The following is a 16098-nucleotide window of genomic DNA, read 5'->3' on the forward strand; positions in this document are numbered from 1 at the left end:
GGCATGGGGTATGATAGAGAAAAATGGAAAGGGACGGGCCGATGCATACGAATTACCGTTTGAAGACATATCCCAGAGGCTTTGACAAAGTCTACTGTGTCATAGAGATGGATGGAGGGGAGACACTGGATCTGCTCCACAAGGCGATCCAGGACGCATTTGCGCTGGAGGAGGGACATCTGTACCTTTTCAACATGGAAAGGGCGGCTTACGGGCCGGACTCCATCTACAGCCCGCGTTGCGAGGACAAAAGGCGCCTGGCGGACAGGACCAGCCTGGACAGCCTGGAACTAAAGCCCAGGCGCAAGTTCCTCTACCTGTACGATTTCGGTGAAGACATGGAATTCCATGTGGAGGTGAAGAAGGTCTGGGAGTCGAAGGAAAAGGGAACGGCAAGGGTGGTCGAAGTCCAAAGGGGATTTCCCCTGGAAGACCTGGATCCGGACGTCCCGGCTACCCAGCAGGTGGTTGTGGAAGAAATCCAGGATTCCATGGAAGACCTGCTGGAGATGCAACGGAAGGAGGACCTGCTGGAAGTCTGCAGCCTGCTGGGCATACGGGGGGCCAGGGGTAAGAGGAAGCGGGAACTGGCGGAAGCGGTGGCCGGAAGGTTGAAGGGGGACCTCCATTTGCTGGAAAGGGCCCTGGATGCGCTTTCCTGCATGGCGCTTTCCCAGGTTTTGGACGGATCGATCCAGGCATTGGAGACCGTCGGAGAAATGGAACTGAACCATCTTGTCCGATTGGAGGAGCTGGGTTTGCTGCGCTTGCGGGGCGTGGGCAACCTGACGGAGCCCTGTGTCTGCCAGGTCCCTGCGGAATGCAGGAATTACTTCCAGTTCTACCTGAACGCCAAGTCCACCAGGGAAAACATCCTAAGGCTGCTGCGCACGGAAGAGGCCATGCTTTTCCTGATGAACAGCTATGGAGTCCTGGAAAAGGAGGTCCTACTGGAGATGTGCGGGACGCTGGCGGAAGCCGGTCATGACCTGGCGGCCTGGAATCCTGGGGAGACCGTGCCCTTCCTCTATTGGAACGGGATGGAACAGGAAACGGACGACGAGACCGTATGGGTGACCATGCAGGACCGGGAGGTGGTGGAGTTCATACTGGAGAACCGCAGGGAGCTTGGATGCGGCTACAAGAAAGGGCTGCTGGAGGACTACGCAAAAAAAGGGGAAGTCGACCTTTCTTCCAGGATTCCCGCCTACCAGTTCCTGGGGGATCATATCCTGGAGAAGATGCGAGGCAGCGAGGTTTCCATGTACACGCTCCTCTACCGGCTCATCGGCGGCATCCACATGGGAGCGGAAGACGGGGACCTGTACCTGCTGCTGGAGGAAAGCCTGGAACTTGGGGGAGGCAAACTGGACAGGGAGGTACAAAAAGCCGTCTCCGAACTCCGCCGCGAGATGCCCAATGCATCCCTGGGAGGCTGGAGCTGGAGGGAGTGGGAGGAAAAGAACGGGATCGGACGCATCCGGCGCTAGAGCCTGTCCTCCAGGCCCAGATCCAGAAGGGAGCCGGTGACGGCAAGCCGGCTGTTCTGGAACCTGGGGTCCTCGGAGACCTCCGGGCCGAACCAGTCCGGGGGCTGGAAAGCATCCGCACCAGGCCGGTCTTCGAACTCGACCTCCGCCAGAAGGAGGCCCTCCAAGGGACCGTGGAAGACGTCCAGCTCGATGGTGCGCCCTCCTTTATAAGGAAGGAAGTACCTTGTCTTCTCCAACTGGGGTGTCTCCAGCTTGGGCACAAGGCCCAGGTACTGTTCCCGGGTCAAAGGGAGTTCCCATTCCTCCCTTTCAACGAAGCCCTTTCCCTTGCAGGTAAGGATGAAAAGCTCCCCCCATTGGCGGATGCGGATGACCGGATCCGTGGAGATGTAGCCCTGGCGGATGTCGAGGTGGGGAAAGCCCCCCAGGTCCGGAGGCAGTTCCCTGACCAGATATTTTCTTTCGATTTCCATAAGAACCCCTTTCTGTGCAGTGGTTGACAGGCATATGGTACCACAAACCCCGGTTGCATACAAAATGTTTTTTGCATGGAGGTAGAAGCGATGAAGGCTGCGATTTATTTGGCTACAGGATTCGAGGAGATAGAAGCTGTGAATATCATGGATGTCCTGCGGCGCGGGAGGGTGGACCTGGAGGTGGTCTCCGTCACGGGGGACCTTCTGGTGGAAGGGGGCCATGGGATCCCCCTCCAGTGCGACCGCCTGTTCGAGGAGAAGAAGGAGGAGGCATGCGACCTGCTGATCCTTCCGGGCGGCATGCCGGGAACCTTGAATCTGGGGGAACACCAGGGGCTGGGGGACACCTTGAAAGAGGCCCACAGACAGGGGAAGCGTCTGGCCGCCATTTGCGCGGCCCCCAGCGTCCTGGGTGGATTGGGGATCCTGCAGGGGAAAAAGGCTACCTGCTACCCGGGATACGAAGGGAAGATGGAGGGTGCCAAGGCCACAGGGCTGGCCTACACCAAGGACGGGAACATTTTCACCGCCAAGGGGGCCGGCGTGGCCATGGACTTCGGTTTCGAGCTTCTGACGGAATCCCTTCCGGTGAAGGATGTGGAGAAGCTTGCGAAAGCCATGCAGAGCGGCTGGACCTTCAGCTTGCACAAGGGAGGGCGGAATTAACCGCGGGCCCGGCAAAAAGGTATGGAAATCTGTTTTTGTCTATGCTATAATGGACAAATGGTTTAAAAGGGGTCATTGTGCCCTTAATTATATAGGACAAGCAAGGAGGATCATCGATCAATGAACAATAAGGTAGAAACGCTTGAAAACAGCATGGTGAAGATTACCGTCGAAGTGGAAGCCGAAAGATTCGAGAAAGGCTTGCAAGACGCCTACAACAAGAATAAAGGCCAGATTTCCATCCAGGGATTCAGGAAAGGGAAAGCGCCCCGCCAGATCATCGAAAGGACGTATGGAGCCGCCGTGTTCTATGAGGACGCAGCCAATTCCATCATTCCGGAAGCCTATGACAAGGCAGTGGAGGAGCTTGGGCTGGAAGTCGTGTCCAGACCGGAGATCGATGTGGTCCAGATGGAAAAGGGCAAGGAATTCATCTTCACGGCGGAAGTGGCCGTGAAGCCTGAAATCACTCTTGGCGACTACAAAGGTGTGGAAGTGGAGAAGGTTCCCGTGGAAGTCTCGGATGCGGATGTGGAAGCCGAGTTGGACAGGATCCGGGAACAGAACTCCCGTCTTGTGGAAATCACAGACCGTCCCGTACAGGACAAAGACCAGGTGAAGATCGATTTCGAAGGGTTCGTGGACGGCGTCGCATTCGAAGGCGGCAAAGGGGAAGACTATGAGCTGACCATCGGTTCCCACACCTTCATCGACACCTTCGAAGACCAGCTGATCGGAAAATCCATCGGCGAGGAAGTGGAAGTGAACGTGACATTCCCGGAAGCCTACCAGCAGGAATCCCTCCAAGGGAAGCCCGCGCTTTTCAAGGTGACCGTCAAGAGCATCAAGGTGAAGGAAATGCCTGAGGCGGACGACGAGCTGGCCAAGGACGTTTCCGAATTCGAAACATTGGCGGAATACAAGGAAGACCTGAAAGCCAACATCCTGAAGAGGAAGGAAGCAGCCGCAAGGAACGCGAAGAAGGAAGCTGTCATGACCAAAGTCATCGAGAACGCGGACATCCAGCTGCCGGCGCCCATGGTCACACTGGAAGCGGAGAACATGGTGTATGACATGGCCCAGAGGCTCCAATACCAAGGGCTTTCCATGGACCAGTATTTCCAATACACAGGACAGACGATGGAAAGCATGAAGGAAAGCATGAAGGACGACGCAGCCAGAAAGATCAAGGGAAGACTGGTCCTGGAAGCGATCGCGAAGGCGGAAAACCTTGAAATCACAGAGGAAGCCATGGACGAGGAACTGAAGAACATGGCGGCCATGTACAATATGGAATTGGACAAGCTGATGGAAAACATCCATGAAGAGGAAAAGGAAAGCCTCAAGGCAGACCTTCTGAGCCAGAAGGCTTTGGACCTGATTGCCGACGCCTCCGTGGAAGTTTGATTCCATCAACCATTGAAGCAGGAGGTGCAATCATGAGTTTAGTCCCTTACGTCATAGAACAGACCAGCAGGGGAGAGCGTTCCTACGACATCTTTTCCCGGCTTTTGAAGGAAAGGATCATCTTTTTGGGCGAGGAAGTGAATGAGGTGACGGCCAGCCTGGTTGTAGCCCAGATGCTTTTCCTGGAAGCGGATGATCCGGACAAGGATATACACCTGTACATCAACAGCCCCGGCGGTTCCATCACCGCGGGCATGGCCATTTTCGACACCATGAAGTACATCCGCCCCGATGTTTCCACCATCTGCGTAGGCATGGCGGCAAGCATGGGAGCCTTCCTCCTGGCGGGAGGAGCCAAGGGCAAGCGCTTCGCGCTTCCCAACGCGGAAATCATGATCCATCAGCCGCTGGGAGGAACCCAGGGGCAGGCCACGGACATCAAGATCCATGCGGACCGGATCATCGCCATGCGGAAGAAGTTGAACGAAATCCTGAGTGAAAACACGGGACAGCCCTTCGAAATCATCGAAAGGGACACGGAACGCGACAATTTCATGACTGCGGAGCAGGCGCTTGCCTATGGGATCATAGACAAGATTCTGGCGAAGCGATAGGTTGGGTGGTTAGATGGCGAATAAATTCGAAGAAAAGAAACAGCTGAGGTGTTCCTTCTGCCACAAGTCGCAGGAGCAGGTCAGGAAAATCATAGCAGGCCCCAACGTGTTCATCTGTGACGAGTGCGTGGAACTCTGTTCGGAGATCATTGAAGAGGAATTCAGCGAAATCGAAGAGGAGCTGGACCTTTCCAACCTTCCGAAGCCCAAGGAGATCAAAACCTTCCTGGACCAGTATGTGGTCGGACAGGAGGATGCGAAGAAGACCCTGGCGGTGGCCGTGTACAACCACTACAAAAGGATCCGCAGCGACTACGTGGTGGACGAGGTGGAGCTCTCCAAGAGCAACATCCTGTTGGTGGGACCGACTGGATCGGGGAAGACCCTGCTGGCTCAAACCCTGGCAAAAATGCTCAACGTGCCTTTCGCCATCGCGGATGCGACTTCCCTGACGGAGGCAGGCTATGTGGGGGAAGACGTGGAGAACATCCTGCTGCGCCTGATCCAGGCTGCGGATTTCGACATCGACAAGGCGGAGCAGGGGATCATCTATGTGGATGAAATCGACAAGATAGCCAGAAAGTCGGAAAACCCCTCCATCACCCGGGATGTGAGCGGTGAGGGCGTGCAGCAGGCCCTGCTGAAGATCCTGGAGGGAACGACCGCTTCCGTGCCTCCCCAAGGGGGGCGGAAACATCCCCACCAGGAGTTCCTGCAGATCGACACGACCAACATCCTGTTCATTTGCGCAGGCGCCTTCGACGGTCTGGAAAAGATCATCGAGAAGCGCACGGGCGAAAAGACCATGGGATTCGGCGCGAAGATCGAAAGCAGGAAGGATTTGGACGTGGGAACGATCCTGAAGATGCTGGCGCCGGAGGACCTGATCCACTTCGGCCTGATTCCCGAGCTGGTAGGCCGCGTGCCTGTGACGGTGGCGCTGGAAAACCTGACGGAAGAGGCACTGGTGGACATCCTGACGACCCCCAAGAATTCCCTGGTCAAGCAATACAAGAGCCTGTTCAGCCTGGACGGTGTGGAACTGGAATTTGAGGAGGAGGCCCTGCGGGCCATCGCCAAGAAGACTTTGGACAGGAAGACGGGAGCCCGCGGGCTCCGGTCGGTCATCGAGGAATTGATGACGGAAATCATGTATGAGATTCCGTCCAACGAGACCATCGAAAAGTGCATCATTGCAAGGGAAACGGTGGAAGAAGGCAAGGAGCCCCTGATCGTCTACAGTGAAGGGACCGTGCCCCGGAAGCAGGCTTCCAAGAAAAGAACCAAGATCAAAAATGAAAATGAACCGGCCTAATCCATTCCCCCTGCATCCGTAGGGGGAATTCTATTCTTACGGAAAGAGGTGATCCGCATGGAAGAGGAAAATATCATCATCGTGCCCATGGTGGCGCTGCGGGGAATCAATGTGTTCCCCAAGATGCTGGTGCATTTCGATGCGAAAAGGGAACAGTCCGTCCGGGCATTGGAAAAAGCCATGGACGGGGACCAGCGGGTTTTTCTGGTGGCGCAGACGAACGCCAATGACGAGAAAATAGATCCGGACGAGAACCTGTATGACTGGGGGACCCTGGCCCTGATCAAGCAGATCGTGAAGCTGCCCGGGAACGTTGTCCGCGTGCTTGTGGAAGGCCAGGAACGGGCGGAGCTGGTGGAGGTCCATCAGGACAAGGATTACCTGGAAGGCGGCATCCGGCTGGTCCCCAACCAGGTGGTGGAGATCGAACCCATGGAGAAGGAGGCCCTGCTGCGTACCGCGGTAGAGGTGATCCTGGACTACAACCAGGTCAATGCCAAAGTCTCCCAGGAGGTGCTGAACAGCCTGCTGGCCATCGGGGACATGGGGTTGCTGGCGGACAGCATCGCCACCCACCTGATCCGGCCCATGGAGAGCAAGCAGAGCATCCTCGAGGAGCTGTATCCTCTGGTGCGTCTGAAACTGGCCATCAGGATCCTGATCAATGAGATGGAAATCGAAAAGATCCAGAAGGACCTGCACCAGGAAGTGAAGAAAAAGATCGACAAAAGCCAGAAGGAATACTATCTCCGGGAGCAGATGAAGGTAATCCAGCACGAGCTGGGGGAAGGGGTGGACTTCAACGAGGAAATCGAGGAGTTCCGCCTGAAAGCCATGGAACTGGACGCCCCCGAGGAAGTCAAGGAGCGTCTGCAGAAGGAAATCAAACGCCTGCAGAAGATGGCGCCGGGCTCCGCGGAGGGTTCCGTGATCCGAAACTACATCGAAGCTCTGCTGGACCTGCCGTGGAACGTGAAGACCCAGGAAAGCATGGACCTGAAGCGTGCCGCCAGAATCCTGGACGAGGACCATTACGGGCTGGAAAAGGTGAAGGAAAGGATTGTGGAGCACCTGGCTGTGCGGAAGCTCTCCCGCAACACCAACACGCCCATTGTTTGCCTGGTGGGCCCTCCGGGGACAGGGAAGACCTCCATCGCAAAATCCATCGCCAGCGCCCTGCAGAGGAATTACGTGCGGATTTCCCTTGGAGGGGTCCGGGACGAGGCGGAAATACGGGGACACCGGAAGACGTACATCGGCGCCATGCCGGGCCGCTTCATCAATGCGCTGAAACAGGCCGGCAGCAGCAACCCCCTACTGCTGCTGGATGAAATCGACAAGATGAGCAGCGACATGCGGGGGGACCCGTCGGCGGCCCTTTTGGAGGTCCTGGACGGGGAGCAGAACAGCAAGTTCAGGGACCACTTCATCGAACTGCCGGTGGACCTGTCGGACGTGCTCTTCATCGCCACGGCCAACAGCCTCAGGAGCATCCCCAGGCCCCTGCTGGACCGCTTGGAAATCATCGAAATCAGCAGCTATACGGAGAACGAGAAGCTGCACATCGCCAAAGGCCATCTGGTGCGCAAGCAGATGGAGAAGCACGGGCTCGCCCCCGGGCAGCTGCGGATCAGCCCCAAGGCCATGTCCAAAATCATCAACGAGTACACCCGGGAAGCCGGGGTGCGGGACCTGGAGCGGAGGATCGGGGAGTTGTGCCGTAAAGCCGCGAAGGAAGTGATGCTGGACGAGAAGGCCAAGGTCCAGGTGACGGAAAAGAACCTGAAGTCCCTGCTGGGCACCCCCAGATACCGGTACGACAAGATCAGCCAGACTCCCCAGGTGGGGGTGGCAAGAGGGCTTGCCTGGACGGAGGTGGGAGGCGACACCCTCTCCATCGAGGTGAACGTGATGCCGGGAAAGGGACAATTTGAAATCACCGGACAGATCGGGGACGTGATGCGGGAATCCGCAAAGGCGGCGCTCAGCTACATCCGGTCCAGGGGAGCCCAGCTGGGATTGGATCCGGATTTCTACAGCAAGAAGGACATCCACATCCACATTCCGGAAGGGGCGGTGCCCAAGGACGGGCCAAGCGCAGGGATCACCCTGGCCACAGCCGTCATCTCCGCCTTCCTGGAAAAACCGGTGGATCCCCAGGTGGCCATGACCGGAGAAATCACCCTCCGGGGACGGGTCCTGCCCATCGGCGGATTGAAGGAGAAGATCCTTGCAGCCAAGCGGGCGGGAATCAGGAAGGTCCTTGTTCCCATCGACAACAAGAGGAATGTGGAGGAAATCGCAGGGGAAGTGAAGGAAGGCATTGAAATCGTCTTCGTCTCCAGCATGGATGAAGTGCTGAAGGAAACGCTGTCATAGAGGAAGGAGCACACGGGAATGAAGGTGCACAATGTTTTTTTGGAGGCGGTGGGGACGAAGATGGACCAGTATCCCGCCGAAGGGTTGCCGGAAATCGCCTTCGTAGGCAAGTCCAACGTGGGGAAATCCTCCCTGATCAACGGCCTGATCAACCGGAAGGCCCTGGCCAGGACCTCCGGCCAGCCGGGCAAGACCCAGACGATCAATTTCTACAATGTGGAGCAGAAACTGCTCTTCGTGGACCTGCCGGGCTATGGCTATGCCAAGGTGTCCAAGGACCATAGGGCAAAGTGGGCCCATATGATCGAGACCTATCTGTTGAACCGCCAGGTGCTCCGGCTGATGGTGGTGCTGGTGGACATCCGCCACGAGCCGGGGGAACATGACAAGATGATGGTGGACTGGGTGCAGGCCAACGGGTTCACCCCACTGGTGGTGGCCACCAAGGCGGACAAGCTCAGCAAGAACCAGGTCCAGAAGCATGTGGGCAGGATAAGAAAAGGACTCTCCCTGAAGGAGAGTCCCATCATCCCGTTTTCCTCGGTGACGAAACAGGGGAAGGAAAAGATCTGGGAGGCAATTGAGGAAGCCCTGGTCCAGGATGCGAAAATCACCCCATGAGGAGCGTTTCCAGCAGCAGCTTGTAGACGAGATGGCTGTTCTTTTCCCATAGGTTGCAGATCCTTACAGCTTGGTCTTTTTCGACGACCTCCACGGAGACGTCGATCAAGACCTTTTTGTTTTCTTTCGCAACACAATGGACCAAAAAAGAGCCGTCCGACTGGGGGACGTATTCCGCATGCAACTCGCTTTCGGAACGGATCTTGTATTTGTTCTTCTTCAGGAAGTCGAGGATTTCCTCCTTGGTGCTTTCCGGAATCCGGTTTTCGAAATATTCCAGCGTCTCCAGCCCTTCGGGGGCGATTTCGTACAAAGTGAAGTGCTCCAGGGAGACGGTGCGGATCATGTCGTTTTCCAGCATCTGCCCGATGTACTCCTGCAGGGAAAAGTAGTTCGTATACCCCTTCTCCAGGATGTATTCGGAAATTTGGGAACCGGACAAAGGCATGTCCACATTTTTGATCATATAAAGAATCATCAGTTTGTTGAGGCTGATTTCATAACTTCCTGCGTGCATGACTACCCTCCTGGAGGTGGAAACCTTGTTGCCGTTTGGATTGGACCACTTCCATTTTAGCAGAAAACTCCGGGCAAGTCATCCCCAATCGGAGACGAACCCCTGCCATGCCTGCATTGACAGGAGACCGGACGCCCGCTATAATGGAAACAATGAACGCAGATGATAAGAAAGGCTGGAGCCGATGAGAGTCATGCATTTGATCAGCGGCGGGGATACCGGGGGCGCGAAGACCCATGTGATCACCCTGCTAAGAGAGTTGAAAAACCACATGGACATAGAACTGGTTTGCCTGGCGGAGGGGGTCTTCGCCCGGGAAGCGGAACAGGCCGGCATCAGGACGACGGTGGTGCGCCAGAACTCCCGGTTCGACTTCAGCGTGCTGAGGCAGATCCGGGAACGGATGGACCGGCAGCGGACCCAGGTCCTCCATTGCCATGGAGCCAGGGCCAATTTCATCGGAAGCCTGCTGAAAAGCTCCCTGGACATCCCCCTGGTCACCACGATCCACAGCGATTTCGAGCATGATTTCGACAACCACCTGCTGAAGAAGCTGGTGTTCACCACCCTGAACAAGGCCAGTCTGCGGAAGATGGACCATTATCTGGCGGTGACAGAGAATTTCAAGGACATGCTGGTATCCAAGGGATTTCCGGAAAGGAAGATCCATGTCATCTACAACGGGATTGCCCTGGCCGGAAGTACGGCGGGATCCGGCAGGGAGGAGTTCCTGGAGGGCGTGGGACTTAGGGACGTAAGTGGACAATATCTGGTGGGGTGCGCCACCAGGCTCCATCCGGTGAAGGGGGTCGACGTGCTCCTGAAGGCAGCGAAGCGGGTGGTCCGTTCGGAAAAGGGGATCCACTTCATCATCGCCGGATTCGGGGACCCGAAATACACCAGATTCGTCCAGGACTATATCCGCGACAACCGCCTGGGGGAAAGGGTGCACCTCATCGGATTCATCCAGGACATCCATGGGTTCTACAATTCCATCGACCTGAACGTGCTGCCCTCCTACAGCGAGAGCTTCCCCTACGCCCTTCTGGAAGGCGGCCTCCACGGCTTGCCCACTGTGGCGTCCAAGGCCGGGGGCGTGGTGGAAATGATCGAGGACGGCAAGTCGGGAATCCTCTTCGAAGTGGGGGACGACAAGGGACTGGCCAAGGCGGTCCTGGCCATGGCGAAGGACAGGCGGAAGGCGGCGGCCCTAGGGGCCAGCTTCCGGGAGAGGATCCGGGAGAACTTTTCCGACGTCTCCATGGGGGAGCGCCACCGGAGCATCTACGAGGACATCATCCGCAGGAGCAAGGGATAGGAACGGATGGCAGTTGGCCCATAGAGTAAAGAAAACAGCCACATGGGGAGCATGTGGCTGTTTTGATGAGGGGAGTATAAATAATTAATAAGGGGTTATAAGTGCGTCATACCAGCCCATTTTAGGGGAGGGACTGATATAAACACAACTGTATTATAAACCATCCGACTTCCCATTGCAAGCAGAAAATTGCTTTGAAGGATGAAAAACATAGTATCCGCATCAAAAAAATGGGGATTCTTTTCCCGGGCCAGGGAAATCGTCGGACAAATCCCCGGAGAAGGCCGGAAATGACGCCAAACAAGAAGGATTGTCGACAAGAGGATAAAAAAAGGGGGCTGGCGCTGGAATTGAAAGAATATATGGAATGCACATAAAGGCGTATGGTTCAAAAGGGAATGCGCACCGTTCAGCGAAGGAAGAAGGAGATGGGCGCGGAGAAATGTAGAAACATGCACAATGCACCGCCGGTCCAAAGGCGTTGGTATGGGCGGATTGCCATGCCGTCTTCCGCCCTCCAGGAGAGACGGCAAAAAAATGCTGTTGCATTCCGTCTGGCGTTGTGATAAAGTACGTCTATCGAAAGACCGATACCCCAGGCGAAGGAGCCTTGGACCTGATTTCAAGAAATCTTGAAACCAGATCCAAGGCTCTTTTTCTATTCCGAAAGGAAAGGTCTTCATGCAACCGGCAACCATACAAAGGAGCCAACGGCAAGTTGGGAAGGAAGGGTGAATTCTATGAGACAGGTAGCGATTTATGGAAAAGGTGGAATCGGAAAATCCACGACAACGCAGAATCTGACGGCGGCAATGGCGGAGATGGGCAAGAAGATCATGATCGTGGGGTGCGACCCCAAGGCGGATTCCACACGGCTGATCCTGAACGGACTGGCGCAAAGGACGGTATTGGACACGCTCCGGGAAGAAGGGGAAGAAATCGAACTGGAAGAAATCCTGAAGCCGGGATACGGCGACATCAAATGCGTGGAGTCGGGCGGACCCGAACCGGGCGTAGGTTGCGCCGGACGTGGGATCATCACTTCCATCAACATGCTGGAGCAGCTGGGCGCCTATACGGACGATCTGGATTATGTGTTCTATGATGTGTTGGGGGACGTGGTGTGCGGCGGTTTCGCGATGCCGATCCGGGAAGGGAAGGCGGAAGAAATCTACATCGTGGCCAGCGGCGAGATGATGGCCATGTACGCGGCCAACAACATCTCCAAAGGGATCCAGAAGTTCGCCACCACGGGGGGCACCAGGCTGGGCGGCATCATCTGCAACAGCAGGAAGGTGGACAACGAGTATGAGATGCTGAAGGCCTTCGCGGAGGAACTGGGAACCCAGCTGATTCATTTCGTCCCCAGGGACAATGTGGTCCAAAGGGCGGAGATCAACAAGAAGACGGTCATCGACTACGATCCGAAGGACCCCCAGGCGGACGAGTACAGGACCCTGGCAAAAGCCATCGACGAAAACGAGATGTTTGTGATTCCCAAGCCCATGACCCAGGACCGTTTGGAAGAGATCCTGATGGAATACGGCATTTTAGGATAAGAGGAGGATGAAGAGATGAAGTTGGTTAGAGCGATTATCAGACCCGACAAGGCAGGCGTGGTTTTGGACGAACTGAAGGATGCAGGTTTTCCCGCGGTCACCAAGGTGGACGTGGTGGGAAGAGGCAAGCAAAGGGGGATGAAGGTGGGGAATGTCCACTACGACGAGATCCCCAAGGAGATGCTGCTGATGGTGGTGGAAGACGAGGACGTGGAAATGGTGGTCGCCCTGATCGGGAAGAATGCGAAGACAGGGGAAGGGGCCTTCGGGGACGGAAAGATTTTCATTTCAGAAGTAGAGGAGGCCTATACCGTAAGTTCCGGAATGGCCGGACTATAGGAGGTGCAGCATGAAGGAAATCTTGGCATTCATCAGGATCAACAAGATCAACGACACGAAAAAGGCTCTGGCGGACGGGGGGTACTTCCCCATGACCTGCAGGAAGGTCTACGGACGGGGCAAGCAGAAAGTGGATTATGAGCTCATAGAGGAGCTGGTGGAAAGGGACGAGACCGTACCCCCCAGCGTCAAGGAAACCATTTCCGAAAACCACAGGCTGGTGGCGAAAAGGTATCTGGGCATCGTCGTGGACGATGGGGATGTGGCTCCGGTGGTGAAGATCCTCATAGAGGCGAACCAGACAGGCAGCATGGGAGACGGCAAGATTTTTGTAACCCCCATAGATGAAGCCGTCCGGATCCGGACGGGAGAACGCGGCATAGAGGCCCTTTAGGCCAGGAGGTGATTGGGATGTCAGGAAACAAGAAGGTGATCGACAAGATCTTGGATGTATACCCAGCCAAGGTCATGAAAAACAGGAAGGAGCACATGCTGCTCAAGGACGGTGGGAAAATCCAGGAGATCGCGGCCAACACCAGGACGATACCGGGAATCATCACCAACAGGGGATGCTGCTACGCAGGATGCAAAGGCGTGGTCATCGGCCCCATCGTGGACATGGTGCACATCGTGCACGGCCCGGTAGGCTGCTCCTACTACGCCTGGGGAACCAGACGGAACAAGGGGAAGGCCAGGGAGAACGGGAAAAACTTCCTCAACTACTGCTTCACGACGGACATGCAGGAAAGCGACATCGTGTTCGGGGGGGAGAAGAAACTGATGGCGGCCATCGACGAGGCTGTGGAGATCTTCAACCCCAGGGCGATATCCATTTCGGCAACCTGCCCTGTAGGCCTCATCGGGGACGACATCCACAAGGTGGCCAAGAACGCCAAGGAGAAGCACGGGATTCCCGTATTGTCGTTCAGCTGCGAGGGGTACAAGGGCGTCAGCCAGTCGGCCGGACACCACATCGCAAACAACAAGCTCATGCAGGAAGTGGTGGGCACGATGGACGCCGAAAAGAAGACCTTCTCCATCAACCTTCTGGGAGAGTACAACATCGGCGGGGACGAATGGGAGATCTCCAGGGTGCTGCAGAAGATCGGCTACAACGTGGTCTGCACCATGACGGGAAACGGCAGCTACGACGACATCGCCAAGTCCCACAATGCGGACCTGAACCTGGTCCAATGCCACCGCTCCATCAACTACATCGCGGACATGATCGAAACCAAATACGGGCTGCCCTGGATGAAGGTGAACTTCATCGGCGTGGAGAACTTCACCCAGTCCCTGCGGAACATGGCCAAGTTCTTCGGAGATCCGGAGCTGCTGGCAAGGACGGAGGAGGTGATTGCGGAAGAGACATCGGACATCGAGGAGGAGATGGAAACCATCCGCCAGAAGCTGGAGGGCAAGACGGCCGTATTGTATGTGGGCGGTTCCAGGGCCCATCACTACCAAGGATTGCTGAAGGAATTGGGCATCTCCACAGTGGTTGCGGGATATGAATTCGCCCATCGGGACGACTACGAGGGAAGGGACATCATCCCCTACATCAAGATCGACGCGGACAGCAGGAACATCGAGGAAATCAAGGTGGAAAAGGACGAGAAGAACTACTTCCTCCGGATTCCGGAAGACCGCCTGGAGGAGCTGAAAAAGGAGCTGCCCTTCAACCAATACGAGGGATTGATCAAGGACATGGAGGACGGTTCCCTGGTCATCGACGACCTGAACCACATCGAGACGGAAATCATCGTGAAGGCATTGAAACCCAGCATCGTGGGCTCCGGCGTCAAGGACAAGTACATCATCCAGAAGATGGGCGTCTATTCCAAGCAGCTGCACTCCTACGACTATTCGGGACCCTATGCGGGCTACAAGGGCGCAATCAACTTCGCCCGGGACATCGCCGCAGGCATGCTGACGCCGGCCTGGTCCTACATCACGGCACCCTGGAGGAAAGAACCCCTCCTGACAGGCAAAGTTTCAAACATGGAAGGAGCTGAGAGCGCATGTTAGATCTTACACCCAAAAAAAGAACCGAGAGAAGCAATTTGAAGGTGAACCCGGCCAAGACCTGCCAACCCATCGGAGCCATGTACGCCGCTCTGGGGATCCACAAATGTCTGCCCCACAGCCACGGCTCCCAAGGCTGCTGCTCCTACCACAGGATGCACCTGACCAGGCACTACAGGGATCCCATCGTAGCCTCCACCAGTTCCTTCACCGAAGGATCCTGCGTGTTCGGAGGAAAGGCCAACCTCTCCAAAGGGATCGAAAACGTGTTTGAAATCTACAACCCGGACATCATCGCGGTGAACACCACCTGCCTTTCCGAGACCATCGGGGACGACCTGACGGAAATCATCCGGGCGACCAAGATCCCCGAAGGCAAAAAGGTGATCTACGCCAACACCCCCAGTTATGTGGGCTCCCATGTCACCGGTTTCGCCAACATGGCGAAGGCCATGGTGACCCACCTCTCCAAAAAGACGGCGGAGGGCAGCAACGGAAAGGTGAACCTCATCCCGGGATATGTGGAACCCAGCGACATGATGGAAATCAAGCGTCTGGCAAAGCTCCTGAAGGTGCCGAACACCATGTTCCCGGACACCAGCAACGTGGTCTCCACCCCCAACACGGGGAAATACGAGATGTACCCGGAGGGAGGGACTCCCATCGCCGACATTGTGGACGCGGGGAACGCCAAGGCCACCATCGCCATGGGGAAATTCTGTTCCGAGCCGGCGGCATTCGAGCTTGAAAAGCTCTGCGAGGTGCAGCCTCATGTGCTCAAGACGCCCATCGGCATCAAGGCGACGGACGCATTCGTCATGCAGCTGCTGGAGCTGAACGGAGGCAACATCCCCAAGGAGCTGGAATTCGAACGGGGCCAGCTGGTGGACGTCATGGTGGACGTGCACAACCACTACCACGGGAAAAAGGTGGGGATCTTCGGTGATCCGGACATCATCCTGGCGGTCACGGAATTCGTCATCGACCTGGGGATGGTGCCCACCATCGTGCTGACCGGCACACCGGGCAAACAGTTCGAAGCGGAAGTTTCCGCCATGTTCGCGGAGGCCGGCCTGACGGACAGCGTCGTGATGGCGGATGCGGACCTGATGACCTTCCACCAGATGATCAAGGAAACCCCGGTGGACATGATCATCGGCAACACCTACGGCAAATTCATCGCCCGGGCGGAAGACGTGCCCCTGGTGCGGGTGGGATTCCCCATCCTGGACCGGATGGGACACAGCTATTTCCCTCTGGTGGGATACAGGGGAGCCCTGCGGCTCATTGAAAAGATCTCCAACGCCCTGTTGGACAAGATGGACATGACCTGCGCGGACGAAGACTTCGAGCTGGTGATGTAGGAAGG

At 56.4% G+C, this 16098-nt stretch carries 15 protein-coding genes; 13 read left to right on the forward strand and 2 right to left on the reverse strand.

Annotation, left to right across the window (positions count from 1 at the left end; genetic code table 11):
- Window positions 1-41: 41 nt before the first annotated feature.
- The gene (locus tag GXN74_RS01815; RefSeq protein ID WP_162369214.1) at window positions 42-1490 is read left to right on the forward strand and encodes a plasmid pRiA4b ORF-3 family protein; all 1449 of its coding nucleotides are present in this window, start codon (window positions 42-44) and stop codon (window positions 1488-1490) included.
- On the opposite strand, the gene GXN74_RS01820 is transcribed toward GXN74_RS01815, so the two are convergent.
- A complete protein-coding gene (locus tag GXN74_RS01820) occupies window positions 1487-1966 on the reverse strand; it encodes a CYTH domain-containing protein (protein ID WP_162369215.1) in 480 nt (159 codons plus the stop codon). The two genes, GXN74_RS01815 and GXN74_RS01820, sit on opposite strands and share 4 nt — an antisense overlap.
- Before the next feature lie 90 nt (window positions 1967-2056).
- On the opposite strand from GXN74_RS01820, the gene GXN74_RS01825 reads away from it, so the two are divergent.
- The 6 genes from GXN74_RS01825 (at window position 2057) to yihA (ending at window position 8971) form a co-directional block, all read left to right on the forward strand.
- Window positions 2057-2635, forward strand: a complete 579-nt coding sequence (locus GXN74_RS01825) for a DJ-1 family glyoxalase III (RefSeq protein ID WP_162369216.1) — start codon at window positions 2057-2059, stop codon at window positions 2633-2635.
- Window positions 2636-2755: 120 nt separating this feature from the next.
- On the forward strand, window positions 2756-4042 hold the full coding sequence (gene tig / locus GXN74_RS01830; protein WP_162369217.1) for a trigger factor: 1287 nt from the start codon (window positions 2756-2758) through the stop codon (window positions 4040-4042).
- Window positions 4043-4074: 32 nt separating this feature from the next.
- Window positions 4075-4656 (forward strand): ATP-dependent Clp endopeptidase proteolytic subunit ClpP, encoded by a 582-nt coding sequence (gene clpP / locus GXN74_RS01835; RefSeq protein WP_162369218.1) that lies wholly within the window; start codon window positions 4075-4077, stop codon window positions 4654-4656.
- Between the two features lie 13 nt (window positions 4657-4669).
- Window positions 4670-5971, forward strand: coding sequence for an ATP-dependent Clp protease ATP-binding subunit ClpX (gene clpX / locus GXN74_RS01840; RefSeq protein WP_162369219.1), 1302 nt, complete (start codon window positions 4670-4672; stop codon window positions 5969-5971).
- A 57-nt stretch (window positions 5972-6028) separates the two neighbouring features.
- A complete protein-coding gene (lon, locus tag GXN74_RS01845) occupies window positions 6029-8350 on the forward strand; it encodes an endopeptidase La (protein WP_162369220.1) in 2322 nt (773 codons plus the stop codon).
- An 18-nt stretch (window positions 8351-8368) separates the two neighbouring features.
- Entirely contained in the window at window positions 8369-8971 is a 603-nt protein-coding gene (gene yihA / locus GXN74_RS01850) for a ribosome biogenesis GTP-binding protein YihA/YsxC (RefSeq protein WP_162369221.1), read from the forward strand.
- On the opposite strand, the gene GXN74_RS01855 is transcribed toward yihA, so the two are convergent.
- Complete coding sequence (locus GXN74_RS01855) at window positions 8961-9488, reverse strand: DUF4364 family protein (protein ID WP_162369222.1); 528 nt, start codon at window positions 9486-9488, stop codon at window positions 8961-8963. The genes yihA and GXN74_RS01855 overlap by 11 nt on opposite strands.
- 193 nt (window positions 9489-9681) lie before the next feature.
- On the opposite strand from GXN74_RS01855, the gene GXN74_RS01860 reads away from it, so the two are divergent.
- From GXN74_RS01860 to nifK, 6 genes are all read left to right on the forward strand, one after another.
- Window positions 9682-10806, forward strand: a complete 1125-nt coding sequence (locus GXN74_RS01860; RefSeq protein WP_162369223.1) for a glycosyltransferase family 4 protein — start codon at window positions 9682-9684, stop codon at window positions 10804-10806.
- A 740-nt stretch (window positions 10807-11546) separates the two neighbouring features.
- Window positions 11547-12365, forward strand: coding sequence for a nitrogenase iron protein (gene nifH / locus GXN74_RS01865; RefSeq protein ID WP_162369224.1), 819 nt, complete (start codon window positions 11547-11549; stop codon window positions 12363-12365).
- A 15-nt stretch (window positions 12366-12380) separates the two neighbouring features.
- Window positions 12381-12704, forward strand: a complete 324-nt coding sequence (locus GXN74_RS01870; RefSeq protein ID WP_162369225.1) for a P-II family nitrogen regulator — start codon at window positions 12381-12383, stop codon at window positions 12702-12704.
- Between the two features lie 10 nt (window positions 12705-12714).
- The gene (locus GXN74_RS01875) at window positions 12715-13098 is read left to right on the forward strand and encodes a P-II family nitrogen regulator (protein WP_162369226.1); all 384 of its coding nucleotides are present in this window, start codon (window positions 12715-12717) and stop codon (window positions 13096-13098) included.
- Between the two features lie 17 nt (window positions 13099-13115).
- Window positions 13116-14732 carry a nitrogenase molybdenum-iron protein alpha chain gene (gene nifD, locus GXN74_RS01880; protein WP_162369227.1) on the forward strand — a complete coding sequence of 539 codons (1617 nt, stop codon included), beginning with the start codon at window positions 13116-13118 and terminating at the stop codon, window positions 14730-14732.
- Window positions 14726-16093 (forward strand): nitrogenase molybdenum-iron protein subunit beta, encoded by a 1368-nt coding sequence (nifK, locus tag GXN74_RS01885; protein ID WP_162369228.1) that lies wholly within the window; start codon window positions 14726-14728, stop codon window positions 16091-16093. Before nifD ends, nifK begins: the two co-directional genes overlap by 7 nt.
- The last annotated feature ends 5 nt before the right edge of the window (window positions 16094-16098 follow it).

Source organism: Anaerotalea alkaliphila, from assembly GCF_010179735.1.
GTDB classification, from domain to species: Bacteria; Bacillota; Clostridia; order Lachnospirales; family Vallitaleaceae; genus Anaerotalea; species Anaerotalea alkaliphila.

Excerpts from the sequence above, each read along its gene's own strand:
- GXN74_RS01820 (WP_162369215.1), bottom strand. The coding sequence starts at position 1,966 with ATGGAAATCGAAAGAAAATATCTGGTCAGGGAACTGCCTCCGGACCTG.
- GXN74_RS01815 (WP_162369214.1), top strand. The coding sequence starts at position 42 with ATGCATACGAATTACCGTTTGAAGACATATCCCAGAGGCTTTGACAAA.
- GXN74_RS01825 (WP_162369216.1), top strand. The coding sequence starts at position 2,057 with ATGAAGGCTGCGATTTATTTGGCTACAGGATTCGAGGAGATAGAAGCT.
- GXN74_RS01855 (WP_162369222.1), bottom strand. The coding sequence starts at position 9,488 with ATGCACGCAGGAAGTTATGAAATCAGCCTCAACAAACTGATGATTCTT.
- tig (WP_162369217.1), top strand. The coding sequence starts at position 2,756 with ATGAACAATAAGGTAGAAACGCTTGAAAACAGCATGGTGAAGATTACC.
- yihA (WP_162369221.1), top strand. The coding sequence starts at position 8,369 with ATGAAGGTGCACAATGTTTTTTTGGAGGCGGTGGGGACGAAGATGGAC.
- GXN74_RS01860 (WP_162369223.1), top strand. The coding sequence starts at position 9,682 with ATGCATTTGATCAGCGGCGGGGATACCGGGGGCGCGAAGACCCATGTG.
- lon (WP_162369220.1), top strand. The coding sequence starts at position 6,029 with ATGGAAGAGGAAAATATCATCATCGTGCCCATGGTGGCGCTGCGGGGA.
- clpX (WP_162369219.1), top strand. The coding sequence starts at position 4,670 with ATGGCGAATAAATTCGAAGAAAAGAAACAGCTGAGGTGTTCCTTCTGC.
- nifD (WP_162369227.1), top strand. The coding sequence starts at position 13,116 with ATGTCAGGAAACAAGAAGGTGATCGACAAGATCTTGGATGTATACCCA.
- nifH (WP_162369224.1), top strand. The coding sequence starts at position 11,547 with ATGAGACAGGTAGCGATTTATGGAAAAGGTGGAATCGGAAAATCCACG.
- nifK (WP_162369228.1), top strand. The coding sequence starts at position 14,726 with ATGTTAGATCTTACACCCAAAAAAAGAACCGAGAGAAGCAATTTGAAG.
- clpP (WP_162369218.1), top strand. The coding sequence starts at position 4,075 with ATGAGTTTAGTCCCTTACGTCATAGAACAGACCAGCAGGGGAGAGCGT.
- GXN74_RS01875 (WP_162369226.1), top strand. The coding sequence starts at position 12,715 with ATGAAGGAAATCTTGGCATTCATCAGGATCAACAAGATCAACGACACG.
- GXN74_RS01870 (WP_162369225.1), top strand. The coding sequence starts at position 12,381 with ATGAAGTTGGTTAGAGCGATTATCAGACCCGACAAGGCAGGCGTGGTT.